We start from the raw sequence: 26,722 nt of genomic DNA, 5'->3' as shown, positions 1-26,722 counted from the left end.
GGCTCGGGGGCCGGGGGTCCGGGGCGGCGCCCCTCACGCGCCGAGGATGCCGACGAGCAGCGGGCCGGTGAGGGGGAGCAGGAAGTTCGAGAGCGTGTACGTGATCGTGTAACCGAGCATCGGGACGGAGCTCTGGGCGACCTGCGTGACGGAGGTGATCGCCGGGGTGGAGCACTGCTGGCCCGCGATGGCGCCGATCAGCAGCGGCTTCTCGATCTTCAGGAGCTTGCGGCCGACGATCAGCGAGACGGTGGCCGGGACGAGGACCATGGCGATCCCGGCGAACGGCAGGAGCGCGCCGTACTGCTTGAGCAGCGGCCAGGCCTGCGGGCCCGACACCAGTCCCGTGCAGGCGATGAAGATCGCGAGGCCCATGTCCTTCAGGGTCGTCGCGGCCTGGGGCGGGAAGGCGCCGAAGGTCTGGGTGCGGGAGCGGAACCAGCCGAAGAGGAGGCCGGAGACGAGACAGCCGCCACCGGTGCCGAGCGACATCGGGACGTCACCGAAGCGGACCACGACCTGGCCGAGGAGCGAACCGCAGGCGATGCCGAGGCCGAGGTAGATGAAGTCGGTGGCGTCGTTCCTGACGGTCGCCCCGATCTTCGTCGCCAGCTTGCCGAGGCCCGAGCGGGAGCCGACCAGGGTGAGGACGTCGCCGCGATGCAGGACCGTCTCGGGGGTGGCCGGCAGGTTCTGGTCACCGCGCAGGACGTCCGTCACGTACACGCCCCCGGAGGTGAACTCCGGGTGCTCCCGGGTGAGGGTGTCGATCGAGGTGCCGGCCAGGGCCTTGTCGGTCAGGGAGACCTGGGTGGTGGCGAGCGGGGTGTCGAGACCGGGGACGGCCGGGGTCTCCGGTCCGATGATCCGGCCCGCCTCGATGATGTGGGAGCGCCGGCCGACGGTCAGCACCAGGTCGGACAGGGTCAGCGTGAAACCGGGCGGGGGAGGGGTGAGGACCTTGCTGCCCCGCTTGACCGCCTCGACGGTGACCCGGCCGCCCAGCCGGTGCTCCAGGTCGGTGACGGTCGTGCCGTCCGCCTGGGTGACGAGGAACGTACGGCCGACCAGGCCCGGCAGCGCCTCGCGCTCGCCGGCCTCGAGCCCCCCGCCGGACCCGCGCATCTTCTCCCACAGCTCCCGGGAGGCGTCGCGGAGGCTGATCCGCATCAGCATCGGCATGACCTGGCTGGTGTAGATCACGATGGTGATGAGGCCGAACAGGTAGCAGACGGTGTACGCGGTGGCCACATGGCCCTGGTACTGGGTGATCTGCTGCTGCGTCAGGTCGGAGAGCTTGCCGATCGCCTCCGTGGCCGTACCGACGACCGCCGACTCGGTGGCGGCTCCGGCGAGGATGCCGGAGGCGGTGCCGACGTCCAGGTCGAAGGCCTTGGCGAGGCCGAGCGCGATGCCGACGACGCAGACCACCTCGATGAGGCAGAGGGCGAAGAACCGCAGGCTCCTGCGGTTGAGGTGGGCGAAGAACTGCGGTCCCGCCATGTAGCCGAGCGCGAAAATGAACAGCGCGAAGAAGATCGTCTTCACGTCGTCGGAGACGGTGACCTTCGTCCAGGCGCCGAGCAGCAGGGCGACGATCAGGGTGCCGCAGATGCCGCCGAGCGTGAGCGGGCCGACCCGGAGCTTGCCGAGCAGGTATCCGGCGGCGAGGCAGAGGAAGAGGGCGAGTTCGGGGTGGTCGCGCAGGACTCCCATGCGGCCTCACTCCGGCCGGGGGAGCGCACCCGCGAAGGGGGCGTACAGGGAGATCTCGGGCATAAGGGGAAGCTAACAGGGGGCACGGGGAAGTGGATCATCACCTCACCCGTCCGGGTGAGACGGCGCCGGACCCGCCGGAAGGAGACGTGGCTCAGCCCTTCACCGCGCCCCGCATCACCCCGCCCACGATCTGCCGCCCGAACACCGCCAGGACCACCAGCAGCGGCAGGGTCCCCAGGAGCGCCCCCGCCATCACCACCGACTGGTCCGGCACGTGCCCCCGCCCGAGGCCCGTCAGCGCCACCTGCACCGTCGGGTTCCCCGTCTGCGTCAGGACCAGGACCGGCCAGAAGAAGTCGTTCCACGCCGCCACGAAGGACAGCATCCCGAGGACCGCCGCCGCCGGACGCGCCGCCGGCAGCACCAGATGCCACAGCACCCGGACCGTCCCCGCCCCGTCGACCCGCGCCGCCTCCAGGAGTTCACCCGGCAGCGCCCGCCGCAGGTGCTGGCGCATGAAGAACACCCCGAAGGCGGAGACCAGGGCCGGCAGGATCACCGCCTGGAGCCCGTCGGTCCAGCGCAGCCGCGCCACGAGCAGATAGAGCGGTACGACGCCGAGCTGCGGCGGGACCAGCATCGTCGCCCCGACCAGGAACAGCAGGGCGCCCCGGAAGCGGAAGCGCAGGTGCGCGAAGGCGAAGCCCGCCAGGATCGAGAACAGCACCGTGCCGGCCGCGACCGTCGAGGCGACCACGGCGGTGTTGCCGATCGCCGCACCGAGCCCGCCCTCGGTCCAGGCGATCCCCAGGTTCCGCGGCAGGTTCCGCCCGAACCACAGCGGCGGCGGCGCGGCGGCCAGCCGCGTACTGGTCCGGGAGGCGGCGACCGCCGTCCACAGCAGCGGGAAGAGGGAGACGGCGGTGAGGACCGCGAGCAGCGCGTACGTGACGGGCCCGGCCCGCTCCGGCCGGCTCACCGCGCGGCCTCCCGCCGCCGCCCGGCCCACCGGACGGCCCCGAAGAGGACCACCAGGACCAGCAGCATGGCCCAGGCGATGGCCGCCGCCCGCCCGAGGTGCAGGTTCACCCAGCCCTGCTCGTACAGGTAGAGCCCCAGTGTCTGGTACTGCCGGTCGGCCCCGCCGGAGGCGCCCGCCCCGCTGTTGAACAGCAGCGGCTCGCCGAACAGCTGGGTCGCGCCGATCGTCGAGACGAGCACCGTGAAGAGGAGCGCGGGCCGCAGCCCGGGCAGCGTCACGTGCACGAACTGCCGCCACCGCGAGGCCCCGTCCAGCGCCGCCGCCTCGTACAGCTCGCGCGGGACGGTCTGCATCGCCGCCAGGTAGATGAGCGCGTTGTAGCCGGTCCACCGCCAGATCACGATCGACGCCACCGCGAACTTCGCGGCCCACGAGCCGTTCTGCCAGTCCACCGGCCCGGCACCGGCCAGGCCGAGGAGCCAGTTCACCATCCCCTGGTCCCGCCCGAAGAGGAGCGCGAAGACCAGCGTCGCCGCGGCCACCGAGGTGGCGTAGGGGGCGAGTGCCACGACCCGGAAGAAAACCCGTCCGCGCATCCGTACGTCGAGCAGGTGCGCCACGCCGAGGGCCAGCAGCAGCTGGGGCACGGTGGCGAGGAGCCCGATGACGGCGGTGTTGCCCAGGGCGTTCCAGAAGTACTCGTCCCCGAGGAGCCGCGTGTAGTTGTGCGCACCGGCCCACCGGCCCTCGGCGGGCGCGGTCAGCTCGACCCGGTGCAGCGAGGTCCATCCGGTGGCGAGCAGCGGGAACAGCCCGAAGGCCCCGAAGAGGACGAAGAACGGCGCGACGAGGAGGTACGGCGCCCACCCCGGCCACGCGGCGGACGACCGGGGGCGGGACGCGGTCCGTGCCCGGCCGGCCCGTCCGGCGGACGCCCGTACGGGCAGGGACGGAGCGGCGGACTCCGGTACGGCTCCGCCCGCGCCCCCGCCCGCGGTCATGCCCCCGGCCGTCGGCCCCGCCCACACCCCCGTCCCCGCCGTCGTCACCCCCGACGGCGGCGGAAGCGGCTTCGCCCCGGTCACGGCCGCCTCACCGGTCCAGGGCGTTGTCGATGGCCCGCAGCGCCGCGTCCCAGGCCGACGCGGGGGAGCGGCCGGTCTGGTCGACCTGGAGCATCCCGGTGTCGGCGAGGATCTGCGCGACCAGGGCGTCCTTCGGGCCGACCGGGGCGCGCGGCACCCCCCGGGCCGCCGCGGCGAAGATCTCGCCGACCGGGGCGTCCCCGAAGTACGGGTGCCGGGCCCCGGCGACCTCCGGCAGGGCGTAGGCGGCCGAGGCGCTCGGGAAGCTGCCGCGCAGCGCGAAGAGACGGGCCTGCTGGGCGGGGGCGGTCAGCCAGGCGGCGAGCCGGGCGGCCTCCTTCCGGTGCTTCCCGGCGGACGGGACGACGAGGAAGGAACCGCCCCAGCTGCCCGGCCGGGGCGCCGCCGCCACGTCCCAGCGGCCCCGCCCCGCGGGCCCCGCCTTGTCCTGGATGTAGCCGAGCATCCAGGCCGGGCAGGCGACCGTCGCGAACGCGCCCCGGGCGAAGGCCTGGTCCCAGTCGGGGGTGAACTGCTGGAGCCGGGCGGTCAGTCCCTCCCGGGCGAACTCGGCCGCCAGGTCCCAGGCCTCCCGTACGGCCGGGTTGTCCGCCACCACCAGCCGGCCGCGCCCGTCGTGGAACCGCAGGGCCGCCCCGGCGGTGACCGCCGCCATCACCCCGGAGGCGGAGTCGGTGAACGCGACGCCCTCCGGGGCGCGGGCGGCGAACCGGCGCCCCGCCGCCAGGTACTTGCCCCAGTCCCCGGCCCACATCCGCCCCACCTCCTCCCGCCCGGTGGGCAGCCCGGCCCGCGCGAAGTGGTCCTTGCGGTAGCACACGGCCTGCGGGCCGATGTCGGTGCCGAGTCCCAGCGTGCGGCCGTCCGGCCCGGTGGCCTGCGCCCACTTCCACGGCAGGAACGCGGCCCGGTCCACCCCCGGCGCCGTACCGAGCTCCTCCAGCCGCCCGCCCTGGGTGGCGACGACCTCGGCGATGTTGCCGACCTCGACGGCCTGGACGTCGGCGAGACCGGACCCGGCCGTCAGGTGGGTGAGGAGCTGCGGGTAGTAGACGTCGTTGCGGGCGAGGGAGGTCTGGCGGACGGCGATGTCCGGGTGGAGCCGCATGTACGTGTCGTAGAGCCCGGCCTCCTGGAGACCGAAGGTGCCGAACACCCCCACCGTGAGCGTGATCCGCCGCCCCTCCCCGGACACCGGCTGCCGCACCCCGGCCGGGGCCGGTCCGGGCGGGTCGGTGGCGCAGCCCGCCGACAGGACCGTGGCCAGCAGCAGCCCCACGACCGGCCGGAACGCACCGCTCCACCTCCACATGAGGCCCGACCGTAACGGTCCGCGCGCCCCGGGCCGGGGAACCGGCCCGGGAGGGCCACCCGGCCGGTCGAATCCCGTCGAACGCCTTCGACGGGTCACGGACCTTGACCCCGTTCCGGCGGGCTGCCGATATTGGGAGCGCTCCCACGCCCCCGCCCCCTTCATCGACGGGATCCCCATGCGCAGAACACGACCCGGCCCCCGCCGGCTGCTCGCCGGCCTCGCCCTGGCCGCGGGCCTCCTCGCCGGCGCGCTCCCCGCGACCGCCGCACCCGAGACACCCGCCCGCCCCGCCACCTCCGCCCCCACGGCGGCGGCTCCCGCGTACACCTGGAAGAACGTCCGGATCGACGGCGGCGGCTTCGTCCCCGGCATCGTCTTCAACCGGGCCGAGAAGAACCTCGTCTACGCCCGCACCGACATCGGCGGCGCCTACCGCTGGAACCAGGCCGACTCCTCCTGGATCCCGCTCCTCGACCACGTCGGCTGGGACGACTGGGGGCACACCGGTGTCGTCGGTCTCGCCACCGACTCCGTCGACCCCGACCGCGTCTACGCCGCCGTCGGCACCTACACCAACGACTGGGACCCCGGCAACGGCGCCGTCCTCCGCTCCACCGACCGAGGCGCCACCTGGCGCCGCGCCGACCTCCCGTTCAAGCTCGGCGGCAACATGCCCGGCCGCGGCATGGGCGAGCGCCTCGCGATCGACCCGCACCGCAACAGCGTGCTCTACCTCGGCGCCCCGAGCGGCCACGGCCTCTGGCGCTCCACCGACTCCGGCGCCACCTGGGCGAAGGTCACCTCCTTCACCAACCCCGGCGGCTTCCAGCAGGACCCCACCGACACCAGCGGCTACAACTCCGACCAGCAGGGCATCGTCTGGATCACCTTCGACGAGTCCACCGGCACCCCCGGCACCGCCACCAGGACGATCTACGCGGGCGTCGGCGACAAGGACAACGCGGTCTACCGTTCCACCGACGCCGGCGCCACCTGGAGCCGGCTGCCCGGCCAGCCCACCGGCCTCCTCGCCCACAAGGGCGTCCTCGACGCCAGGAACGGCCACCTCTACCTCGCCTACAGCGACCGGGCCGGCCCGTACGACGGCGGCAAGGGACAGGTCTGGCGGTACGCCACCGCCACCGGCACCTGGACCGACATCAGCCCCGTCGCCGAGGCCGACACCCACTACGGCTTCAGCGGCCTGACCGTCGACCGGAGCGACCCGGGCACCCTGATGGTCGCCGCCTACAGCTCCTGGTGGCCCGACACCCAGATCTTCCGCTCCACCGACTCCGGCGCCACCTGGACCCGGGCCTGGGACTACAGTTCCTATCCGACCCGCGCCAACCGGTACACGATGGACGTCTCCTCCGTGCCCTGGCTCACCTGGGGCGCCAGCCCGGCCCCGCCCGAGCAGACACCCAAACTCGGCTGGATGACCGAGGCCCTGGAGATCGACCCCTTCGACCCGGACCGCATGATGTACGGCACCGGCGCCACCGTCTACGGCACCACCGAGCTCACGAAGTGGGACCGGAACACCCCCTTCACCATCCGGCCCATGGTCCGGGGCCTGGAGGAGACCGCCGTCCTCGACCTCATCGCGCCCCCGTCCGGCGCCCCGCTCATCAGCGCCCTCGGTGACGTCGGCGGCTTCCGCCACACCGACCTCGGCCAGGTCCCGTCGATGATGTTCACCTCACCCACCTTCACCTCCACCACGAGCCTCGACTACGCCGAGGCCGACCCGAACACGGTCGTGCGCTCCGGCCATCTCGACGGCGGCCCCCGGATCGCCTTCTCCACCGACAACGGCGCGCACTGGGTCGCCGGACGCGAGCCCGCCGGCGTCACCGGCGGCGGCACGGTCGCCGCGGCCGCCGACGGCCGCCGCTTCGTCTGGAGCCCGGACGGCACCGCCGGTGTCCACACCACCGCCGGCCAGGGCGCCTCCTGGACGGCGTCCGCCGGCATCCCGGCCGGCGCCACCGTCGAATCGGACCGCGTCGACCCGAACACCTTCTACGGCTTCAAGGGCGGCACCTTCTACGTCTCCACCGACGGCGGCCTCACCTTCACCGCCCGCGCCACGGGCCTGCCCGCCAAGGGCGACGTCCGCTTCAAGGCCCTGCCGGGGAAGAAAGGCGACGTCTGGCTGGCCGGCGGCGCCCCCGACGCCGCGTACGGCCTCTGGCACTCCACCGACGGCGGCGCCACCTTCACGCGCGTCGCCGGGGTCGACCAGGCCGACGCGATCGGCTTCGGCAAGGCCGCCCCCGGGGCCTCCTATCCGGCGCTCTACACCAGCGCGAAGATCGGCGGCGTGCGCGGCGTCTTCCGGTCCGACGACGCCGGCGCGCACTGGGTCCGCATCAACGACGACGCCCACCAGTGGGGCTGGACCGGCGCCACCATCACCGGCGACCCGCGCGTCCACGGCCGGGTGTACGTCGCCACCAACGGGCGCGGCATCATCCAGGGCGACACGGGAGGGACCGGCCCCGGCCCCACGGACCCGCCCGCCCCGGCGGGCGCCTGCAAGGTCGCGTACAAGGTGACGAACCAGTGGCAGGGCGGCTTCCAGGCCGACGTCACCCTGACCAACACCTCCACCGCACCCTGGACCGGCTGGACGCTCGGCTGGACCTTCGCCGCGGGCCAGACCGTCGGCCAGGCGTGGAACGCGACGGCCACCCAGAACGGCGCCGCCGTCACCGTGAGGAACACCGGCTGGAACGGGACCGTCCCGGCCGGGGCCTCCGCCTCCTTCGGCTTCACCGGCGGCTGGACCGGCACCAACCCCGCACCCGCCGCCTTCAGCCTGGGAGGCGCGCCGTGCGCGACGGGCTGACCGGCCCGCCGGCCGACTGCCGCTGAGAGGGAAGAAGGCCGGGGCCCCGGTTCGTTCGAACAGGGGCCCCGGCCTTCCCGGGAAGAGGACGGTTCAGGCCGCGAGGGGCGCCTTCCGGGGTCCGCCGCGGAGCCCGAGGACGCACGCGGCGCCCGCGGTCAGCGCGAGGAGCACCATCACCGCGTTCACCACCACGTCCGGACCCGCGTCCTGCGCCAGGGCGTTGGACGTCGCCGCCCACACGACGCACACCTGGGTGACGGCCACCAGGCCGAAGCCCACGGCACGCGCCCACACGGGGCCCCTGTGCGCGAAGGAGGCGAGCCCGAGCGCGGCCGCTCCCCAGAGCAGCAGCAGGACCGTCAGTCCTTCGGCGGCGAGGAGGAGACCGCCGCCGAGACCGCCGTATCCTCCGGCGTCCGTGTGGTCGATCTCGGAGGTGTCCACCGTGAAGACGGCCAGGGCGAACTGGAGGAGGAGCAGGTAGCACACCTCCAGAACGAGGATCAGCGCACCTGCCCGCCTGACGAAAAGAGTCACTGATCGCTCCTCACGAGCCTGCCGCTCTTGATGATCCACAGCTTGCCGTTGCGGGAACGACTCAGGCCCCCGGTTCGGAAGAACCGGGGGCCTGAGTCGACAGGGTGAGTAACGGGACTCGAACCCGCGACATCCTGGACCACAACCAGGTGCTCTACCAGCTGAGCTATACCCACCACGACCGGCGGTTTTCCCGAAGGTTTCCCCGACCGGCCGAGAAGAAGTCTACAGGGTCCTGGAGGGTGCTCGCGCCCGCATTGACGACGGGCGCGAGCGAGGGGTCACGCGCCGGGTACGACGTGGCGGGCCGCGATCCCCTTCGCGGTCTCCGAGTCGGGTCCGGGCTGCGGCACGAAGATCGCCTCCCGGTAGTAGCGGAGCTCCGCGATGGACTCGCGGATGTCGGCGAGCGCCCGGTGGTTGCCGCTCTTCTCCGGACTGTTGAAGTACGCCCTCGGGTACCAGCGGCGGGCCAGCTCCTTGACCGAGGAGACATCGACGATCCGGTAGTGCAGATGGCTCTCCAGCGCCGGCATGTCCCGTGCGAGGAAGCCGCGGTCGGTGGAGACCGAGTTCCCGCAGAGCGGTGCCTTGCCGGGCTCCTTCACGTGCTCGCGGATGTACGCCAGCACCTGGGCCTCCGCGTCGGCGAGCGTGGTGCCGCCGGGCAGGGCGTCCAGCAGCCCCGAGGACGTGTGCATCCGGCGCACGATCTCGGGCATGGTCTCCAGGGCCGCGTCCGGCGGGCGGATCACGATGTCCACCCCTTCGCCGAGCACGTTCAGTTCCGAGTCGGTGACCAGCGCGGCCACCTCGATGAGTGCGTCGTCCGTCAGCGAGAGCCCGGTCATCTCGCAGTCGATCCACACCATGCGATCGTTCATGTGTCCCACCTTAGGGGGCGTGGCGTCTCACGGGGGGAGCAGGCCGACGGGCCCCCGGGGAGGTGTCCCCGGGGGCCCGTCGTTCCCTGCGGCGCGCGGCTTGTGGCCACGCCGGTCTCGGTGCCGCTGCCCGCGGCGGTGCTACGGGGCGCTGCGCTGTCCCGGCAGGGCGGGCCTGCTGGGGGCGTAGGCGTCCGACTGCGGCTTGCCGGGCTCCATCGGACCGCCCGGCCGGCGCATGCCGGAGGCGACCTGCGCGGGCACCACCTGTTCGAGCACCGCCGTGGCGGGCTCACCCTGCGGACGCCTGGCCCGGTACGCGGCCCGGTAGGCGGCCGGCGAGGAGCCGAGCTGCCGCCGGAAGTGGCCGCGCAGGGCCACCGGTGAACGGAAGCCGCACCGGCCGGCCACCTCGTCGACCGAGTAGTCGGAGGTCTCCAGGAGGCGCTGCGCCTGGAGCACCCGCTGGGTGATCAGCCACTGGAGCGGGGCGGACCCCGTCAGCGAGCGGAACCGGCGGTCGAAGGTCCGCCGGGACATGTACGCCCGCGCGGCGAGCGTCTCCACGTCGAACTGCTCGTGGAGGTGCTCCAGCGCCCAGGCGACGACCTCGGCCAGCGGGTCGGCGCCGATCTCCTCGGGTAAAGACCTGTCGAGGTAGCGCTCCTGCCCGCCGCTGCGCCGCGGCGGGACGACCAGCCGGCGCGCCAGGGCGCCCGCGGCCTCCGTGCCGTGGTCGGACCGCACGATGTGCAGACAGAGGTCGATCCCGGCCGCGGTCCCGGCGGAGGTGAGCACGTCACCGTCGTCGACGAAGAGCTCCCGCGGGTCCACGTGGACCGACGGGTAGCGCTTGGCCAGCGTCGGCGCGTACATCCAGTGCGTGGTCGCCGGGCGGCCGTCGAGCAGGCCGGCCGCGGCGAGCACGAACGCGCCGGTGCACAGGCCGACGATCCTCGCCCCTTCCTCATGGGCGCGGCGCAGCGCCTCCAGTGCCTCCGGCGGCGGCGGGGAGGTGATCGACCGCCAGGCCGGGACGACGACCGTCCCCGCCCGGGCGATGGCCTCCAGGCCGTACGGAGCGGTGAGTTCGAGCCCACCGGTGGTCCGCAGGGGGCCCTCCTCGCCGGCGCAGACGAGCAGCCGGTAGCGGGGGACACCCGCGTCCTGTCGGTCGATGCCGAACACGGAGAGCGGGATGGAGCTCTCGAAGATGGGGCCGCCGCTGAACAGCAGCACCGCGACGACTTCGCGACGGCGGCGCCCGGACAGCTTCCGTGCGACCTCCGGTACGGCGGAGTCCTGGCTCATCAGGCTAAGCCCCCCTCGGTGTTGGCGTCTCCCTGGTCGTGTCGCACCTGCACGTTTCCCCTCGGTTTTGCGCGAGGCCCCAGTCTTCGGTACCCATGATCGAATCTACTGCGTCCCATGGCACCGCCGTGACAAGTTCTCCATCCGGCAGATTGTCGACAAGGCCACTTGGCGTGAAGCGATCGATGGCGAAGCGTTCCGCCCGGCGGCCCCGGACGGAAGGGCCACCGCGGCGAACGCCCCGTACGCGGAGGGTGTGAGCCCGTGTGGCGGGGCTTTCGGGCCCGTCGGGGCCTTCGGCGGAGGACCGTTCCGCCAAGGAATCGCCGAGAAGGGGAACTTGGCTGAAAACCGATGGGATCGGGTGTGCGAGCCTGTCAACTCGGTGGGTTCGTCCCTTTCCGCCGGCGGCTTCCGGCCCCCTCCCCGACCCCGCCGGAAGGCCCCCGCCCGGCCCGTGGACCGCGCTCGGAGCGACGCAGCAGCACCCGGCAGGCCGCGGTCACCGACACGAGCCCCAGGGCCGCGCCGGCCGCCCCGCCGAGGGAGGTGCCGTAGACGACGAGGACCACCGGCACCAGGGCGCAGCAGAAGACCGCCCAGCGGACCAGTTCGTCGGCGGGGCCGGCCGCCGTGCCCGCCTCCGCGGTCCCGGCCGGCCGCCGCGCGGGGGCGGCCGGAGCCTGCGCGCGCGCCGCCCGGCGGCGCCCCCCGGGTACGGCGGGACGGCCGGCGTCCGGCGTCCTGGCGGGGCTCGACGGTACGGGCACGGGCGGCACGGGCGGTCTCCCTGGGTCGGTGGGCCGGACCTGTGGCAACGAGGAACGGAACACTCCGATCACTGTGAGCGACGTCCGATTGGCCCCCGTACGGACGCTTGTAGAACCCACCCGGCATTGCCAGAAGCCGAACCGCTCGTGCATGCTCCCTGGAACGCCGTCCTCAAGCGGCGCGCAAGCCGGGCGTGCTACGGCGGGCCCTGGGCAGGAGAGGAGTCTCGCCGTACCCTTGGGGGTATGGGCTTGGGAAGATGATTCCCGGACACAGCTCCGCCGCCACCCGTTGTTCCTCCCCCCCTTCACCGTCCCTTCCCACGAGGACCCTCTTCGCCGAGACACCGATGGCCGGTCACGAATTCTTCGAACCCGCGGACCGCAAGCGCGTCGCCGATTCCACGGTCGACCCCCTCGCGGTGGAACAGCCACGCCACTCCTGCGACCCGGCCTTCCGGCACGGGGTGGTCGTCGGCTTCGACGGCTCCACGTCCAGTGAGCGCGCTCTCGCCTACGCCATCGGCATGGCCCGGCGCTCGGGCTCCGGCCTGATCATCGTGCATGTGGCCAACCGGCTGCCGACCACCGTCTGGGCGGGCTGCGAGCCCCCCGTCTTCGTGGACGTCCCGGACCACCGCACGGAGGTGCTCGGTCTGGAGCTGGCCTGCGCCGATCACCTCTCCGAGGTCCCCTGGATCCTCGTCGAGCGCGGCGGGGACATCTGCCACGAGCTGGAGGAGGTCGGCCGCGAGTACTCGGCCGACGCGATCGTGGTCGGCTCCACGCACGGGATCGTCGGCCGGATCTTCGGCTCGGTGGCCGGCCGCCTGGCACGGCGCGCGCGGCGGCCCGTGATCGTCATCCCGTAACCCCCGCTCTCCCTGGTCCCGGGACGACCGTCCCCGGTCCTCGGCGGACCGGGCCCCGGAAAACGCGAACCGGCCCCCGCGCTCCTGGGATGCGCGGGGGCCGGTTCGCGTGTCCGGTCGATCCGCCGGGGGACAGGCCCGGCGGGCGGGGGCGGGGGGACAGGCCCCGCCCCGGCGACTACTCGACCGTGACGGACTTGGCGAGGTTCCGCGGCTTGTCGATGTCGCGGCCCATGGCGAGCGCCGTGTGGTAGGCGAACAGCTGGAGCGGGATGCCCATGAGGATGGGGTCGAGCTCGTCCTCGTTCTTGGGGACCACGATGGTGTGGTCGGCCTTCTCCTGGGGCTGGTGGGCGACGGCGAGGATGCGGCCGGAACGGGCCTTGATCTCCTCGAGGGCGGCGCGGTTCTTCTCGAGCAGGTCGTCGTCGGGGACGATGGCGACGGTGGGCAGGGCGGGCTCGATGAGGGCGAGCGGGCCGTGCTTGAGCTCGGAGGCGGGGTAGGCCTCGGCGTGGATGTAGGAGATCTCCTTGAGCTTCAGGGAGGCCTCCAGGGCGACGGGGTAGCCCCGGACGCGGCCGATGAACATCATCGACTGGGCGCCGGCGTACTCCTTGGCGAGCTCCTTGATCTCGTCCTCGGTCTTGAGGATCTCCTCGATCTGGGCGGGGAGCTTGCGCAGGCCTTCGATGATCCGCTTGCCGTCAGTGACGGACAGGTCGCGGATGCGGCCGAGGTGGAGGGCGAGGAGCGCGAAGGCGACGACGGTGTTGGTGAAGCACTTGGTGGAGACGACGCAGACCTCGGGTCCCGCGTGGACGTAGACGCCGCCGTCGGCCTCGCGGGCGATGGCGGAGCCGACGACGTTGACGACGCCGAGGACGCGGGCGCCCTTGCGCTTGAGCTCCTGGACGGCGGCGAGGACGTCGTAGGTCTCGCCGGACTGGGAGACCGCGATGTAGAGGGTGTCGGGGTCGACGACCGGGTTGCGGTAGCGGAACTCGGAGGCCGGCTCGGCGTCGGCGGGGATGCGGGCCATGCCCTCGATGAGGGAGGCGCCGATCATGCCGGCGTGGTACGAGGTGCCGCAGCCGAGGATCTTGATGCGGCGGATGGTGCGGGCCTCGCGCGGGTCGAGGTTGAGGCCGCCGAGGTGCACGGTGGAGAAGCGGTCGTCGATGCGGCCGCGCAGGACGCGGTCGACGGCGTCGGGCTGCTCCGAGATCTCCTTGTGCATGTACGTGTCGTGGCCGCCCATGTCGTAGGAGGCGGCCTCCCACTCCACGGTCTCCGGGGTGGCGGTGGTGGAGGCGCCGGCCACGGTGTAGGTGCGGAAGTCGTCGGCCTTGAGGGTGGCCATCTCGCCGTCGTCGAGGGTGACGACCTGGCGGGTGTGGGCGATGAGGGCGGCGACGTCGGAGGCGACCAGCATCTCCTTCTCGCCGATGCCGAGGATGACCGGCGAGCCGTTGCGGGCCACGACGATGCGGTCGTTGAAGTCGGCGTGCATGACGGCGATGCCGTAGGTGCCCTCGATGACCTTGAGCGCCTCGCGGACGCGGTCCTCCAGGGTCTCGGCCTGCGACCGGGCGATGAGGTGCGTGATGACCTCGGTGTCGGTCTCGGAGGCGAAGACGACGCCCTCGGCCTCCAGCTTGACGCGGAGCTCGGCGGCGTTGTCGACGATGCCGTTGTGGACGACGGCGACCTTGTTCTCGGGGTCCAGGTGCGGGTGCGAGTTGATGTCGCTCGGCGCGCCGTGGGTGGCCCAGCGGGTGTGGGCGATGCCGGTGGTGCCGGTGAAGCGCTTGGGGACGCGGGCTTCGAGGTCGCGGACGCGGCCCTTGGCCTTGACCATCTTCAGGCCGTTGGACTTGGGGCTGGTGATGACGAGGCCCGCGGAGTCGTAGCCGCGGTACTCGAGGCGCTGGAGGCCTTCGAGCAGCAGCGGCGCCACGTCGCGCTTACCGATGTAACCGACAATTCCACACATAAGGTGTAACCCCTCCGGTTGGTGATGGTGCAGTCCGCCCCGTGGACGACGGCCGGTCCGGCCGGTTCCGTCCGGCCGTCTCAGCCGTAGACGATCCGGCGCAGCTGCCGGAGCGAGAGCTCCGGTGGCGCCACGGCCCGGTGCGGCAGCTCCGCCGCGATCCGTTCGAAGATCTGGGCGTTCACGGCCCCGCCCGCCTGCAGTTCGCGGTGGCGGCGCCGGACGAACTCCTCGGTCGTCTCGTCGAAGTACGCCAGCACGTCGAGAACCACCCGGGTGGCCTCACCGCGCTGGAGCGCGGTGCTGCGCACCAGGTGGTCGATGAGGTCGTCGTGCGACGGGCGGCGTTCGAGCACCTGGAAATACTGAGGGGTGGCCCCGGTTTTCCGCAACATTCCTGCCCGGAATCGGGCAGGACCCTCATGATCGACGGAAAAAACGGGTGGCTTGGTCCAGACCTTGACCCCGTGTGAGGGGAGCGGTACGCAAGGGTGACAACCGGATATAGAGAACGACAGACGCGTTGATCACCTGAAGGGGAGCACGCCTGTGAGACAGCGCCGAAGGATTCCGCGCCTGATCGGTTCCCTGCTTCTGCTCGCCGTGGCCGCGGCCGCGGGCGGCGAGGCCTCCGCCGCCGGGAAACCCGCCCGGAAGGCGGCGCCCGCCCCCGGTCCCGCCGCGGGCGCCGCGGCCGAGCCCGAGGTCCGCCCGCTGGGCCGCATCATCCCCGTACCCGCCTCCGTCACCCCCGAGGGCGAGCCGTACACGCTCACCCGCACCACCCGCATCGGGGTGGACCAGAAGTCCCGGGAGGTCGGCCGCTACCTGGCCGGCCTCCTGCGTCCCTCCACCGGCTTCCCGCTGCCCGTCGTGGACGAGCGGGCCGCCGAGAGCGGCATCCGACTCCGCGTCAGCCCCGGCGAGACCGCCCTGGGCGCGGAGGGCTACCGGCTCCGCTCCGAACCCGGCGGCATCACCCTGACCGCCCGTGAGCCCGCCGGCCTCTTCCGCGGGGTGCAGACGCTCCGCCAGCAGCTGCCGGCGGCCGTGGAGCGCCGGACCGTCCAGCCGGGCCCCTGGAAGATCGCGGGCGGCACCGTCACCGACACCCCGCGCTACGCGTACCGGGGAGCGATGCTCGACGTCTCCCGGCACTTCTTCACCGTGGACGAGGTGAAGCGGTACATCGACCAGCTCGCCCTCTACAAGATCAACACGCTGCACCTGCACCTCACCGACGACCAGGGCTGGCGCATCGCCGTCGACTCCTGGCCCCGGCTCACCACGTACGGCGGCTCCACCGAGGTCGGCGGCGGCCCCGGCGGCTACTACACCAAGGAGGAGTACCAGGAGATCGTCCGCTACGCGGCCTCCCGCCACCAGGAGGTGATCCCGGAGATCGACATGCCGGGCCACACCAACGCGGCCCTCGCCTCCTACGCCGAGCTCAACTGCGACGGCGTCGCCCCGCCCCTCTACACCGGCATCAAGGTCGGCTTCAGCTCGCTGTGCGTGCCCAAGCCCGTCACGTACGACTTCGTGGACGACGTGATCCGCGAGATCGCCGCGCTCACCCCGGGCCGCTACCTGCACATCGGCGGCGACGAGGCGCACTCCACCAGCCACGCCGACTACGCCGCCTTCATGGAGCGGGTCCAGCCCGTCGTCGCGAAGTACGGCAAGACGGTCGTGGGCTGGCACCAGCTCACCGGCGCCACCCCCGCCGAGGGCGCCCTCGTCCAGTACTGGGGCCTGGACCGCACCCCGGCCGCCGAGAAGGAGAAGGTGGCCGCCGCCGCGCGCGGCGGCACCGGGCTGATCCTGTCGCCCGCCGACCGGGTGTACCTGGACATGAAGTACACGAAGGACACCCCGCTCGGTCTCGCCTGGGCCGGGTACGTGGAGGTCCGCCGCTCCTACGACTGGGACCCGGCGGCCTATCTCCCCGGCGCCCCGGCGAGCGCCGTGCGCGGCGTCGAGGCCCCGCTGTGGACGGAGACCCTGGAGACCCCGGCCCATCTGGACGTCATGGCCTTCCCGCGCCTGCCCGGCGTGGCCGAGCTCGGCTGGTCCCCGGCCGGGACCCACGACTGGGAGACGTACAAGGTGCGGCTCGCCGAGCAGGCCCCGCGCTTCGACGCGCTGGGCATCGGCTACCACCGCTCCCCGCAGGTCCCCTGGCCGACCGGCGGCTCGGGGGAATGACGGATGCGGGCCCCGGCGGAGGACCGTACTCCGCCGGGGCCCGCACCGGTCCGTCAGGCGAACCGCGCGATCGGGTTCACCAGGTCGCCGACGAGCTGGAGCGCCGCCGACGGGTCCGCCAGGTCCACCATCTGCTTGTTGTTGCGGAGCTGGAGGCGGTTGAGGGCCGAGAGGGCGAAGGTCTCGGCGAACATGTCGTACTGCGCGAAGCGGTCCGCCAACTCCGGCTTCGACTCCTGATAGCCCTTCACGCACTCGGCGACCGTCCGCCAGAAGGTGTCCTCGTCGACCACGCCCTCGGCGGCGAGGGTCGCGCCGAGGAAGCGGAAGAAGCAGTCGAAGACGTCCGTGAAGACGGACAGCAGCTTCATGTCCTCCGGGACCTCGGCGCGGACCCGCTCCACGGCGGGCGGCAGCACCGCGTCCGGGTCCATGACGACGATCTCCTCGGCGATGTCCTTGAAGATCGCCCGCGCGACCGCGCCCCGCTCGTCCAGGACGAGGATGACGTTCTCGCCGTGCGGCATGTACGCCAGGTCGTAGGCGTAGAAGCTGTGCAGGACCGGCAGCAGGTACGCGTCCAGGTAGCCGCGCAGCCAGGCCGCCGGCGCCAGGCCCGACTCCTTGATCAGCGCGCCGGCGAAGGAGGCGCCCGTGTGGTCCACGTGCAGCAGGGAGGCCATGGTCGCCAGGCGCTCGCCCTCGGCGAGGGACGGCACCGGAGACTCGCGCCAGAGCGCGGCCAGCATCTTGCGGTAGGGCGAGTAGCGGTCGGTGGCGGCCTCGTACTCCAGGTGCCGGTAGCCGACGGCCGCCCGCTCGCGGATGATCGAGAAACGGGCCGCCTGGAGGACGGAGTCCGACGCGATCAGCTGGGCCAGCCAGTCGTTGATGGCCGGGGTGGCCTCCATGTAGGCCGCCGACAGGCCCCGCATGAAGCCCATGTTGATCACCGACAGGGCCGTCTTGACGTAGTGCTTGGCCGGGTCGGTGGTGTTGAAGAAGGTACGGATCGACTGCTGCGCCAGGTAGGCGTCGGAGCCTTCGCCCAGGTACACCAGGCGCTGCTGCGCGACCTCGGCGGCGAAGGTGACGGACAGCTTGTTCCACCACTGCCAGGGGTGGACCGGCATGAGCAGGTAGTCGGCCAGGTCGAGGCCCCGCCCGGCGAGGGTCGCGGCGAAGCCGTCCACGGCCGCGTCGCCGAGTTCGGCGCGGATGAACGCCTCGTACTCGATGTCCGCCCCGGCGGTGAAGGTGGTGCGGTCGCGGCGCGCCGCCAGCCAGATCAGGTGGATCGGGTTCGCGGCCTCGGGGGCGTAGGCCCGGTACTCGTCGACGCCGAAGCCGAGGCGGCCGTTGTTGGCGACGAAGCAGGGGTGGCCCTCGGTCATCCCGGTCTCGACGGCCTGGAAGCCGGCGTGGGCCAGCTCGGCGGAGGTCACCGGCGGTTTGGTCGACTTGAACGCCGTCCCGGCCAGGGTGGAGGAGATCTCCTCCAGGTAGACGGGGAGGATCTCGTCGCTCAGGCCGAGGGAACCGCGCAGCTCGGTGACGAACTGGAGCGCGTCGAGCGGGAGCCGCTCGTCACCCCGGTGGCGGCTGATCGACTCGGCGTAGACCTGCCAGTGGTCGAGGGCGAACCGGTCGGCGGTGAAGCGGTACTCGGTGGCGCCGTCGTCGCTCAGGACGCGGTAGCGGCCCTCGCCCAGCTCCTGCGGGTTCAGCAGGCGCTCGTGGGTGAACTCGGCGAGCGCCTTGCGGATGAGGGCCCGGTTGGCGTCGGCCCAGCGCTCGGGGGTGAGGTGGGCGACGGGGTCGTGCTGGTCGCGGTTCATACGGCGGCTCCCACGGCGGCCTCGAAGTCGGCGCGGGTGCAGAAGCTCAGCAGGGCCTTCTTCTCCGGCTTCTGGATCTCGCGGTCGGGCACGAAGCCGACGGCCTCGTTGAGGGCGTGGACGGCCTTGTTGCGCACGTCGGGCTCGACGACCACGCGGGCGGTCGCCGGGTCGGCGAACAGCTCGGCCATGACGGCGGTGATCACCCGGCGGGTGAAGCCGTGCACGGGCGTGTCGGTGGGGGCGACGAGGAAGTGCATGCCGACGTCGCCGGGCAGCGGGTCGTAGAGGCCGACCAGCTCGACCTTCGAGGGGTCGTACCGCTCCATGAGGAAGGCGGGCTCCTCGTCCACCAGACCGATGAAGGCGTCGTGGTGCGGGTGGGCGGCGATCGCCATGTAGTCGCGCTCGACGTCCTCCAGGCGGTGGTCCTGCATCATCCAGAACCCGGCCTTGGGGTGGGTGACCCACGGGTGGATCAGCTCCGCGTCCTTGAGCGGGTCGAGGGGGCGTATCCGGACGGTCATACCGCGAACTCCTGGAAGGCGATGGTCTTCTCGACGGGGTAGTACTCGGAGCCGAGCATGGCTCCGATGATGTACGCGTTGCGGTACGGCCCCATGCCGAGGTCGGGCGAGGTGATGGAGTGCGTGTGCACGCCGGCGTTCTGGAGGAAGACCCCGCGGCCCGTCGTGTCGATCGCGTAGTTGCGGGCCACGTCGAAGCGGCCCTGGGAGTCCCAGCGGAGCCGGTCCCGGATCGGCTCCAGGAAGGCGGGGACGGCGTACTTGTAGCCGGTGGCGAGGATCAGGCCCTCGGTCTCCAGGGTGAAGTCCTTCTCCTGCTCCTCCTGGCGGAAGCCGAGCGTGTACGTGCCCGCCGTCCCGTCGTACGCGGCCGTGTGCAGCGCCGAGTTGGTGAGCAGGCGGGTGGGGACCGGGCCGCCCAGGTTCTTCTGGTAGAGCAGGTCGAAGATGGCGTCGATGAGCTCGCCGTCGATGCCCTTGAAGAGGCCCTTCTGCTCGGTCTCCAGGCGGTAGCGGGTCCGCTCGGGCAGCGCGTGGAAGTAGTCCACGTACTCGGGCGAGGTCATCTCCAGGGTGAGCTTGGTGTACTCCAGCGGGAAGAAGCGCGGGGAGCGGGTCACCCAGTTCAGCCGGTAGCCGTGGACGTCGATCTCGGAGAGGAGGTCGTAGTAGATCTCGGCGGCGCTCTGGCCGCTGCCGATCAGGGTGATCGACTTCTTCTTCTGCAGCTCCGCCTTGTTCGGCAGGTAGCGGGAGTTGTGGATGAGGTCGCCGCCGAGCCCGTGGCAGGACTCGGGAATGTACGGCGGGGTGCCGGTGCCGAGGACGAGCCGGCGGGCGCGGAACGTTTCTCCGGCCTCGGTGCGCACCACGTACTCCTCGCCGGCCTCGTCGAAGGTGACGGTGGCGACGGTGGTGGAGAAGCGGATGGAGGAGAGCTTTCCGGCGGCCCAGCGGCAGTAGTCGTTGTACTCGGTCCGCAGCGGGTAGAAGTTCTCGCGGATGTAGAACGAGTAGAGCCGGCCCTTCTCCTTCAGGTAGTTGAGGAAGGAGTACGGCGAGGTCGGGTCGGCGAGGGTCACCAGGTCCGACATGAACGGGGTCTGGAGGTGCGCGCCCTCCAGGAACATCCCCGAGTGCCACTCGAAGTCGGGCTTGGACTCCAGGAAGAGACCGTTCAGCTCGCCGATGGGCTCGGTCAGGCAGGCGAGGCCGAGGTTGAAGGGACCGAGCCCGATGCCGATGAAGTCGTACGTCTCGGGCGTCTCAGGCGTGGACAAGGTTCTCTCCCAGGTACTGCTCGGCGTGGCCGGCGATCAGATCGAGCACGGCGGCGATGTCGGCCGTGGTGGTCTCGGGGTTGAGCAAGGTGAACTTGAGGTACTGGCGGCCGTCGACCTTGGTGCCGGCGACCACGGCCTCGCCGGAGGCGAACAGGGCCTTGCGGGCGTAGAGGTTCGCCCGGTCGATCTCGGCGGGGGAGGTGACGTTCTCGGGGATGTAGCGGTAGACGAGGGTGGAGAGCTGCGGCTCGACCACGACGTCGTAGCGGGGGTCGGCGGCGAGCAGGGCGAAGCCCTCGCGGGCCAGGTCGCAGACCTCGTCGAAGAGTTCGCCGATGCCGTCGGCGCCCATCACGCGCAGGGTCATCCACAGCTTGAGCGCGTCGAAGCGGCGGGTGGTCTGGAGCGACTTGTCGACCTGGTTGGGGATCGCCTCCGCCACCGTACGGCGCGGGTTGAGGTAGTCCGCGTGGTAGGTCGCGTGGCGCAGGGTGGCACCGTCGCGGACCAGCACGGCGGAGGAGCTCACCGGCTGGAAGAAGGACTTGTGGTAGTCGACGGTGACGGAGTCCGCGCGCTCGATGCCGGCCAGGAGGTCGCGGCGCTTGAGGGAGGTGAGCAGCCCGCAGCCGTAGGCCGCGTCCACGTGCATCCAGGCGCCGTACTCCTCGGCCAGCGCGGCGATCTCGGGCAGCGGGTCGATGGAGCCGAAGTCGGTGGTGCCGGCGGTGGCGACGATCGCCATGGGGATCAGACCCTCGGCGCGGCAGGTCTCCAGCTCGGCGGCCAGGACGACGGACTGCATCCGCTTGTTCCGGTCGACGGGGACGGAGACGACCGCGTCGGCGCCGAGACCGAGGAGGGTGGCCGACTTCTGGACGGAGAAGTGGCTGCACTCGGAGGAGAAGATCCGCAGCTTCGACAGGTCGCGGGTGCCGGCCTCCTCGCGGGCCAGCAGCAGTGCCTGGAGGTTGGACTGGGTGCCGCCGCTGGTGAAGACGCCGTCGGCGAGCGGGCCGAGGCCGATGCGGCCGGCGGTCCAGTCGATGAGCTTGCGCTCGATGAGGGTGCCGCCCGCGCTCTGGTCCCAGGTGTCGAGGGAGGAGTTGACCGCCGACAGGATCGCCTCGCCGAGGACCGCGGGGATGACGACCGGGCAGTTGAGGTGGCCCAGGTAGCGCGGGTGGTGGAAGTAGACCGCGTCGCGGAGGTACACGTCCTCCAGCTCGTCCAGGGCGGCGGAGGCGTCGCCCAGCGGCCGGTCGAGGTCGACGGCGTCGATGACGGGCGCGAGCTCGGCGGGGGTGACTCCGGTGAACGGGCCGCGGGTCGTGGCGAGTTTGTTCGCCACCCGCTCGACTCCTTCGGTGACGGAGCGCCGGTAGCTCTCCGCCGTGGCGTCGTTGAGCAGGTGCGAGCGCATGTGGGGGGCCTCCGGGCAGCAGAGAGGGGCGAGGGGGACGATGCGTTAGTAAGGTTAGCCTAACCTAACTTTTCTTCGCAACGACCCCTCGCCCCTCTCGGAGCACGACAGTTGACGGGATGAAACGCCAGGTGAAGTGAGGGTTACGACTCTTCCAGGGTCTCGTCCGGGACCTCGCGCAGCGCGTCCTCGGACAGGCCCTTGCGCCAGTAGCCCACGAACGTGACCCGGCGGCGGTCCAGGCCCCGGTCGCGCACGAAGTGCCGCCGCAGCGCCTTGACCGAGCCGGACTCGCCCGCGATCCAGACGTAGGGGGCCTCGCCGGGCAGCGCCGTGCCCTCGATCGCCGCCACGGCGGACGGCGCCCCCTCCTCCCGTACGAGCCAGGTCACGGTGGCGTCCGCCTCCGTGGCCGGCTCGGTGCGGTCACCGGAGTACGGGACCTCCAGGAAGACCTGGGCCCGGGTCTCGGCCGGCAGCCACTCCAGGATGGCCGAGGCGGCCGGAAGCGCCGTCTCGTCCGCCCAGATGACCACCGAGTCGGCGTCCTCCGGCAGCCGGAAGCGGACACCGGTGTTGTCGGCGACCGCCGGGCCGAGCACGACCACCGGGTCGCCCGGCTTCGCGTGCTGCGCCCAGGTGCAGGCCGGGCCGCCGTCGGTGTGGACGGCGAAGTCGATGTCGACCTCGGGCACCGGCGCGGTGCGCTGCGCGCGGACCGTGTACGAGCGCATCACGGCCCGCTCGTCCGCCGGCATCGCCCGGTAGGCGCCCAGGATCGCGTACATGTCCGGGTTGTCCAGCGGCGGCAGGACCGGGGCCTCCTGGCCGGGGTGCGGCAGGAAGAGGGAGAGCGACTGGTCGCGGCCCCCGGAGGCGAAGTTCTTCAGGTCCTCACCGGTGAAGGTGACCCGGATCAGCGACGGGCCGAGCCGCCTCGTCCGGTCGACGCGCAGGGAGAAGAACTGGAACGGGGCGGTCTCGGCGGTCGTCACGGTCAGGCCACCTTCTTCGCGTTCTCCAGGGCCTTGGCCAGGTCCTCCAGGAGCGGGGCGCACTTGGCGTAGGAGTAGATCGGCTCGGTGACGCGCGGGTGCACCTGGCCGGCCTTGACGGCGGGCAGGGCGTTCCAGGTCGGCTTGGCCTTCAGCTGCTCCGGCTGCAGGGTGCCGGTGCGGTTGTCGAGCAGGATGACGTCCGCCTTGTACTTGTCCACCTGCTCCCAGCTCAGGCCCTCGAACCAGCCGCCCTCGTCCAGCTTGTCCGGGACGACGAGGGTGACGCCGAGCTCCTTGAAGTACAGCGTGTCGGTCGGACGGACCGGGGTGGAGACGTAGAAGAGGTCGGGGGAGCCGGAGCCGATCAGGACCTTGATGTCCTTCTTGCCCTGGGCGGCCTTGCGGACGCGCTCGGCGGCGGCCTCGAAACGGGCCTTGTCGGCCTTCACCTTGGCGCTCTGCACGTCGGCGCCGAGCGAGGCGGCCAGGTCGGCGTGGCGCTGGAGCACGGCGGGCATCGACCGGCCGGCGGCCCACAGGGCGACGCTCGGCGCGATGGAGAGGATCTTGTCCTTCTGCTCCGCCGGGACGTACCAGAGGTCGTTCTTCTCCCACATGTCCGTGATGAGGAGCTCCGGAGCGAGCTTCAGGTACTCCTCGATCTTGAACTCGCCCCAGACGTTGCCGATGACCTTGACCTTGGTGATGTCGAGGTCGCCCGCCTGGACGTCCGGCTTCTTCGCCTTGGTCTTCGGGTCCTCGACGTAGGTCGGGCCGAAGACGCCGGTGACCTCGACGCCGAAGTCCTTCAGGGCGGCGGCGGCACCGGTGAAGGCGACGATGTTCTTCGGGGTGGACTTCGCCTTGGCGACCTGGCCGCGGTCGTCCTTGAACTCCCAGGCGCCGGACTTGGCGGAGGCGGTGGCCGAGGCGCCGCCCTCCGTCTTCTTGTCCCCGCCGCCGCAGGCGGCGAGCGCGGCGCCGAGCCCGAGGGCGCCGCCGGCCGTGAGCAGGCCGCGACGGGTGAGATGGGTGGCTCGGGCGTTGCTGGGCATGGCGGTGTCGCTTTCGGTACGTGCCGGGGTCGGCCTGGGCAAGTCGAGGGTAGGTTAGCCTAACCTCACGTCGGCTCGACAGGGTGGTCCACCGCGGAGACGTGTGAGGCGCGCTACTCCTGACGAGGCGACGGGCACGGCCCTCGCGGCGCGCCGCACGGCGGCTCCCCCGCGCCCCGCGCAGGGTTGACGGGGTGACCACCTCCGAAGTGACCGCGACACCCCGGGCCCCGGACACCGCCGCGCGCCCCGGCGGCCCCCGGCCGCGGTGGCCGGTCGCGTCGCCCGCCGTGCCCGCCGCCGTCTTCGTCCTCGTCCAACTGGCCCTGGTCGCCCCCGGATCCGGCCTCGGCTGGGACGAGGCGGTGTACGTCAGCCAGGTCGGCGGCAACGCCCCGCCCGCGTACTTCAGCGCGCCCCGGGCCCGTGGCATCAGCTACCTCGTCGCACCGGTGGCGGCCGTCACCGCCTCCACGACCGCGATCCGTGTCTACCTCGCCGTGCTCTCGGGAGCGGCGCTCTGGGCGGCGCTGCGGGTATGGCGCGGTCTCCTGCCCGCCCCGGTCCTCACCACGGCGGGCGCCCTGTTCGCCGGGCTGTGGGTCACCCTGTTCTACGGCCCGCGCGTGATGCCCAACCTCTGGTGCGCGTTCGGCGCGCTGGCCGCCGTCGGCTGCTTCCTGCGCGCGACGGGCGGGGCGGTGGCCCCGGTGACGGCCGCCACCGGTGCGGCGCCCTCGGAGACCGCGCCCGGCCGAGACCGTACGGTCACCGCAGAGCGTGCGGCGGCCGGGAGTCGTACGGCTGTCCGGGGCCGCGCCGCCCTGGCCGGCCTCGGGGCAGCCGTCGCCGCCGTCACCCTGCTGCGCCCCGCCGACGGCTTCTGGCTCGTCCTGCCGCTCCTCGCCGTGGCCCTGGCCGCGCCCGCCGTCCGGCGGCGGCGCCGGGCGGTGGTGGCCGTCCTCGCCGTCGCGCCGCTGCTCGGCGCGGTCCCCTGGATCGCCGAGGCGCACGCGCGCTACGGCGGCCTGGCCGCCCGGCTGCGGCGCGCGGGCGAGATCCAGGGCTCCCTGGGCTGGAACCTGGCCGTGGACGACCACGTCCGGGCCCTGGCCGGGCGCACCCTCTGCCGCCCCTGCGACGTGCCGTGGGAACACCCGGTCACGGCGGTGTGGTGGTTCCTGCTTCCCCTGGCCGTCCTCGGCGGCGTCGTCGCGGCGCTGCGGGCCGACCCGGCCGGGCGGGGCGTCGCCTCCGTGCTGGCGACCGTGACGGCGGCCTCGCTGGCGGCGCCGTACCTCTTCACCCTCGGCTACGCCGCCCCCCGCTTCCTGCTGCCGGCCTACGCCCTGCTCGCGCTGCCCGCCGCCGAGTGCGCCCTGTTCCTGCGCACCGCGCTCCGCCCCGCGTGGCGGCCGGCGGCCACGGCCCTGCTCGCCGCCGCCCTCCTCGCCCATCTCGCCGTCCAGTACGCCGTGCTCGACCGCGCCGTCACCAACAGCCGCTCCGTACGCGCCCAGTTCACCACCGTCGCCACCGCCCTGCACGGGCTCGGCGTCCGGCCGCCCTGTCTGGTCAGCGGGCACGAGTACGTCCTGATCGGCTACTACGCGGGCTGTGCCTCCCGCCAGCCGGCCGGCCACGACGCGGCCATCACCCCGGCCGGCATCACCGCCGCCGCCCGCCGCGTCCCGGTCGCCGTCGTCGTCCGCGCCGGCACCCCGCCACCGCCCTACGCCCGCGCCTGGCGGCTCGCACCGCTGCCGTCCGCCCGGGGCTGGGAACGCTACGAGGCCTACGTCTCGCCCGCCCCGGCACGCGACGGCGCCCGCCACCCCTGAGGGGGCGGCGGGCGCGGTCACGCGGCGGGCCGGAAAGGTCAGGCGGGCAGACCCAGTTCCCGGGCGATCAGCATCCGCTGGACCTCGCTGGTGCCCTCGCCGATCTCCAGGATCTTCGAGTCGCGCCACATGCGGGCCACCGGGTACTCGTTCATGAAGCCGTAGCCGCCGTGGACCTGCGTCGCCTCACGGGCGTTGTCCACCGCCACCGTGGAGGAGTACAGCTTCGCGAGCGCCGCCTCCTTCTTGAACGGCTCGCCGAGCACCAGCCGCGAGGCCGCGTCCCGCCAGCCGACCCGCGCCATGTGCGCGCGCATCTCCATATCGGCGATCTTGAACTGGATGGCCTGGTTCTCCGCGATCGGACGGCCGAAGGCCTGGCGCTCCTTCGCGTACTTCACCGACTCGTCGACACAGCCCTGCGCGAGACCGGTGGCGAGCGCCGCGATCGCGATGCGGCCCTCGTCCAGGATGCGGAGGAACTGGGCGTAGCCACGCCCCTCCTCGCCCAGCAGGTTCTCCACCGGGACCCGCACGTCGTCGAAGGACAGCTCCCGGGTGTCCGAGGCGTTCCACCCGACCTTCGAGTACGGCGCGGCGACCGTGAAGCCCGGCGTGCCCGCCGGGACGATGATCGAGGAGATCAGCGGGCGGCCGTCCGGCTTGCGGCCGGTGACCGCCGTGACCGTCACCAGACCCGTGATGTCCGTACCGGAGTTGGTGATGAAGCACTTCGAACCGTTGATGACCCAGTGGTCGCCGTCCCGGACGGCGGTGGTCCGGGTGCCGCCCGCGTCCGAACCGGCCCCCGGCTCGGTCAGACCGAACGCGCCGAGCACCTCACCGGAGCACAGCTTCGGCAGCCACTCCCGCTTCTGCTCCTCGGTGCCGAAGCGGTAGACCGGCATCGCGCCGAGCGAGACGCCCGCCTCCAGCGTGATGGCCACGGAGGAGTCGACCCGCGCCAGCTCCTCCAGGGCGATCCCCAGCGCCAGGTAGTCGCCGCCCATGCCGCCGTACTCCTCGGGGAACGGCAGCCCGAACAGGCCCATGCGGCCCATCTCGCGGACGATCTCGTACGGGAAGGCGTGCCGCTCGTAGTAGTCGCCGATCTTCGGGGCGACGACGTCGTGGGCGAACTCCTCCACGGTACGGCGGAGTTCCTCGTGCTCAGCGGAGAGCCGGTGGTCGAGGGACATG

Annotated in this window: 21 protein-coding genes and 1 tRNA gene; 4 read left to right on the top strand and 18 right to left on the bottom strand. The window is 72.4% G+C overall.

Annotated elements, in window-relative coordinates; translation table 11 throughout:
- Positions 1–33 precede the first annotated feature (33 nt).
- The 4 genes from aspT to ACFY60_RS08505 form a co-directional block, all read right to left on the bottom strand.
- On the bottom strand, positions 34–1,716 hold the full coding sequence (aspT, locus tag ACFY60_RS08520; RefSeq protein WP_388608955.1) for an aspartate-alanine antiporter: 1,683 nt from the start codon (positions 1,714–1,716) through the stop codon (positions 34–36).
- Between the two features lie 154 nt (positions 1,717–1,870).
- Positions 1,871–2,728: a carbohydrate ABC transporter permease gene (locus ACFY60_RS08515; protein ID WP_388608953.1), complete on the bottom strand. Its 858-nt coding sequence runs from the start codon at positions 2,726–2,728 to the stop codon at positions 1,871–1,873.
- Entirely contained in the window at positions 2,695–3,702 is a 1,008-nt protein-coding gene (locus ACFY60_RS08510; protein WP_388609229.1) for a carbohydrate ABC transporter permease, read from the bottom strand. The genes ACFY60_RS08515 and ACFY60_RS08510 overlap by 34 nt, the downstream gene beginning before the upstream one ends.
- 91 nt (positions 3,703–3,793) lie before the next feature.
- Positions 3,794–5,119 carry an ABC transporter substrate-binding protein gene (locus ACFY60_RS08505; protein WP_388608951.1) on the bottom strand — a complete coding sequence of 442 codons (1,326 nt, stop codon included), beginning with the start codon at positions 5,117–5,119 and terminating at the stop codon, positions 3,794–3,796.
- A gap of 178 nt (positions 5,120–5,297) precedes the next feature.
- Here ACFY60_RS08505 and ACFY60_RS08500 point away from each other — a divergent pair, with 178 nt between their 5' ends.
- A complete protein-coding gene (locus tag ACFY60_RS08500) occupies positions 5,298–7,976 on the top strand; it encodes a cellulose binding domain-containing protein (RefSeq protein ID WP_388608948.1) in 2,679 nt (892 codons plus the stop codon).
- A 93-nt stretch (positions 7,977–8,069) separates the two neighbouring features.
- On the opposite strand, the gene ACFY60_RS08495 is transcribed toward ACFY60_RS08500, so the two are convergent.
- From ACFY60_RS08495 to ACFY60_RS08475, 5 genes are all read right to left on the bottom strand, one after another.
- A complete protein-coding gene (locus ACFY60_RS08495) occupies positions 8,070–8,516 on the bottom strand; it encodes a hypothetical protein (RefSeq protein WP_388608947.1) in 447 nt (148 codons plus the stop codon).
- A gap of 103 nt (positions 8,517–8,619) precedes the next feature.
- Positions 8,620–8,692: transfer RNA gene (locus tag ACFY60_RS08490), tRNA-His, on the bottom strand.
- 105 nt (positions 8,693–8,797) lie between these two features.
- Entirely contained in the window at positions 8,798–9,400 is a 603-nt protein-coding gene (gene orn / locus ACFY60_RS08485) for an oligoribonuclease (RefSeq protein WP_309050206.1), read from the bottom strand.
- Between the two features lie 141 nt (positions 9,401–9,541).
- The gene (locus ACFY60_RS08480) at positions 9,542–10,711 is read right to left on the bottom strand and encodes a helix-turn-helix domain-containing protein (protein ID WP_388608945.1); all 1,170 of its coding nucleotides are present in this window, start codon (positions 10,709–10,711) and stop codon (positions 9,542–9,544) included.
- A gap of 377 nt (positions 10,712–11,088) precedes the next feature.
- Positions 11,089–11,490 carry a hypothetical protein gene (locus ACFY60_RS08475; RefSeq protein ID WP_388608942.1) on the bottom strand — a complete coding sequence of 134 codons (402 nt, stop codon included), beginning with the start codon at positions 11,488–11,490 and terminating at the stop codon, positions 11,089–11,091.
- Positions 11,491–11,831: 341 nt separating this feature from the next.
- Here ACFY60_RS08475 and ACFY60_RS08470 point away from each other — a divergent pair, with 341 nt between their 5' ends.
- On the top strand, positions 11,832–12,353 hold the full coding sequence (locus ACFY60_RS08470) for a universal stress protein (RefSeq protein ID WP_309050209.1): 522 nt from the start codon (positions 11,832–11,834) through the stop codon (positions 12,351–12,353).
- Positions 12,354–12,531: 178 nt separating this feature from the next.
- Here ACFY60_RS08470 and glmS read toward each other — a convergent pair whose 3' ends face one another.
- Together glmS and ACFY60_RS08460 are read right to left on the bottom strand one after the other, a co-directional pair.
- A complete protein-coding gene (gene glmS, locus ACFY60_RS08465) occupies positions 12,532–14,349 on the bottom strand; it encodes a glutamine--fructose-6-phosphate transaminase (isomerizing) (protein WP_388608939.1) in 1,818 nt (605 codons plus the stop codon).
- 80 nt (positions 14,350–14,429) lie between these two features.
- Positions 14,430–14,705, bottom strand: a complete 276-nt coding sequence (locus ACFY60_RS08460) for a hypothetical protein (RefSeq protein ID WP_309050211.1) — start codon at positions 14,703–14,705, stop codon at positions 14,430–14,432.
- Between the two features lie 193 nt (positions 14,706–14,898).
- Between ACFY60_RS08460 and ACFY60_RS08455 the strand changes: the two genes are divergently transcribed.
- Entirely contained in the window at positions 14,899–16,557 is a 1,659-nt protein-coding gene (locus ACFY60_RS08455; protein ID WP_388608937.1) for a beta-N-acetylhexosaminidase, read from the top strand.
- A gap of 53 nt (positions 16,558–16,610) precedes the next feature.
- Here ACFY60_RS08455 and ACFY60_RS08450 read toward each other — a convergent pair whose 3' ends face one another.
- The 6 genes from ACFY60_RS08450 to ACFY60_RS08425 form a co-directional block, all read right to left on the bottom strand.
- A complete protein-coding gene (locus ACFY60_RS08450) occupies positions 16,611–18,395 on the bottom strand; it encodes an IucA/IucC family protein (RefSeq protein ID WP_388608935.1) in 1,785 nt (594 codons plus the stop codon).
- Complete coding sequence (locus tag ACFY60_RS08445) at positions 18,392–18,922, bottom strand: GNAT family N-acetyltransferase (protein ID WP_388608933.1); 531 nt, start codon at positions 18,920–18,922, stop codon at positions 18,392–18,394. The genes ACFY60_RS08450 and ACFY60_RS08445 overlap by 4 nt, the downstream gene beginning before the upstream one ends.
- Positions 18,919–20,202, bottom strand: coding sequence for a lysine N(6)-hydroxylase/L-ornithine N(5)-oxygenase family protein (locus ACFY60_RS08440; RefSeq protein ID WP_388608931.1), 1,284 nt, complete (start codon positions 20,200–20,202; stop codon positions 18,919–18,921). The genes ACFY60_RS08445 and ACFY60_RS08440 overlap by 4 nt, the downstream gene beginning before the upstream one ends.
- The gene (locus ACFY60_RS08435; RefSeq protein ID WP_388608930.1) at positions 20,189–21,628 is read right to left on the bottom strand and encodes a pyridoxal phosphate-dependent decarboxylase family protein; all 1,440 of its coding nucleotides are present in this window, start codon (positions 21,626–21,628) and stop codon (positions 20,189–20,191) included. The genes ACFY60_RS08440 and ACFY60_RS08435 overlap by 14 nt, the downstream gene beginning before the upstream one ends.
- 143 nt (positions 21,629–21,771) lie before the next feature.
- Entirely contained in the window at positions 21,772–22,623 is an 852-nt protein-coding gene (locus ACFY60_RS08430) for a siderophore-interacting protein (RefSeq protein ID WP_388608928.1), read from the bottom strand.
- Positions 22,624–22,625: 2 nt separating this feature from the next.
- A complete protein-coding gene (locus tag ACFY60_RS08425; RefSeq protein ID WP_388608926.1) occupies positions 22,626–23,681 on the bottom strand; it encodes an ABC transporter substrate-binding protein in 1,056 nt (351 codons plus the stop codon).
- A 194-nt stretch (positions 23,682–23,875) separates the two neighbouring features.
- Between ACFY60_RS08425 and ACFY60_RS08420 the strand changes: the two genes are divergently transcribed.
- On the top strand, positions 23,876–25,522 hold the full coding sequence (locus ACFY60_RS08420) for a hypothetical protein (RefSeq protein ID WP_388608924.1): 1,647 nt from the start codon (positions 23,876–23,878) through the stop codon (positions 25,520–25,522).
- Positions 25,523–25,560: 38 nt separating this feature from the next.
- Here ACFY60_RS08420 and ACFY60_RS08415 read toward each other — a convergent pair whose 3' ends face one another.
- Positions 25,561–26,721 carry an acyl-CoA dehydrogenase family protein gene (locus ACFY60_RS08415; protein WP_309054052.1) on the bottom strand — a complete coding sequence of 387 codons (1,161 nt, stop codon included), beginning with the start codon at positions 26,719–26,721 and terminating at the stop codon, positions 25,561–25,563.
- Position 26,722: the final 1 nt, after the last annotated feature.

Source organism: Streptomyces sp. NPDC012827 (genome assembly GCF_042900905.1).
GTDB classification, from domain to species: domain Bacteria; phylum Actinomycetota; class Actinomycetes; order Streptomycetales; family Streptomycetaceae; genus Streptomyces; species Streptomyces gulbargensis.
This window is presented reverse-complemented; position numbering and strand designations above follow the sequence as displayed.

Coding starts and splice junctions, on each gene's coding strand:
- aspT (WP_388608955.1), bottom strand. CDS start 1,716: ATGGGAGTCCTGCGCGACCACCCCGAACTCGCCCTCTTCCTCTGCCTC.
- ACFY60_RS08510 (WP_388609229.1), bottom strand. CDS start 3,702: ATGACCGCGGGCGGGGGCGCGGGCGGAGCCGTACCGGAGTCCGCCGCT.
- ACFY60_RS08505 (WP_388608951.1), bottom strand. CDS start 5,119: ATGTGGAGGTGGAGCGGTGCGTTCCGGCCGGTCGTGGGGCTGCTGCTG.
- ACFY60_RS08500 (WP_388608948.1), top strand. CDS start 5,298: ATGCGCAGAACACGACCCGGCCCCCGCCGGCTGCTCGCCGGCCTCGCC.
- orn (WP_309050206.1), bottom strand. CDS start 9,400: ATGAACGATCGCATGGTGTGGATCGACTGCGAGATGACCGGGCTCTCG.
- ACFY60_RS08480 (WP_388608945.1), bottom strand. CDS start 10,711: ATGAGCCAGGACTCCGCCGTACCGGAGGTCGCACGGAAGCTGTCCGGG.
- ACFY60_RS08470 (WP_309050209.1), top strand. CDS start 11,832: ATGGCCGGTCACGAATTCTTCGAACCCGCGGACCGCAAGCGCGTCGCC.
- glmS (WP_388608939.1), bottom strand. CDS start 14,349: ATGTGTGGAATTGTCGGTTACATCGGTAAGCGCGACGTGGCGCCGCTG.
- ACFY60_RS08450 (WP_388608935.1), bottom strand. CDS start 18,395: ATGAACCGCGACCAGCACGACCCCGTCGCCCACCTCACCCCCGAGCGC.
- ACFY60_RS08445 (WP_388608933.1), bottom strand. CDS start 18,922: ATGACCGTCCGGATACGCCCCCTCGACCCGCTCAAGGACGCGGAGCTG.
- ACFY60_RS08435 (WP_388608930.1), bottom strand. CDS start 21,628: ATGCGCTCGCACCTGCTCAACGACGCCACGGCGGAGAGCTACCGGCGC.
- ACFY60_RS08425 (WP_388608926.1), bottom strand. CDS start 23,681: ATGCCCAGCAACGCCCGAGCCACCCATCTCACCCGTCGCGGCCTGCTC.
- ACFY60_RS08415 (WP_309054052.1), bottom strand. CDS start 26,721: ATGTCCCTCGACCACCGGCTCTCCGCTGAGCACGAGGAACTCCGCCGT.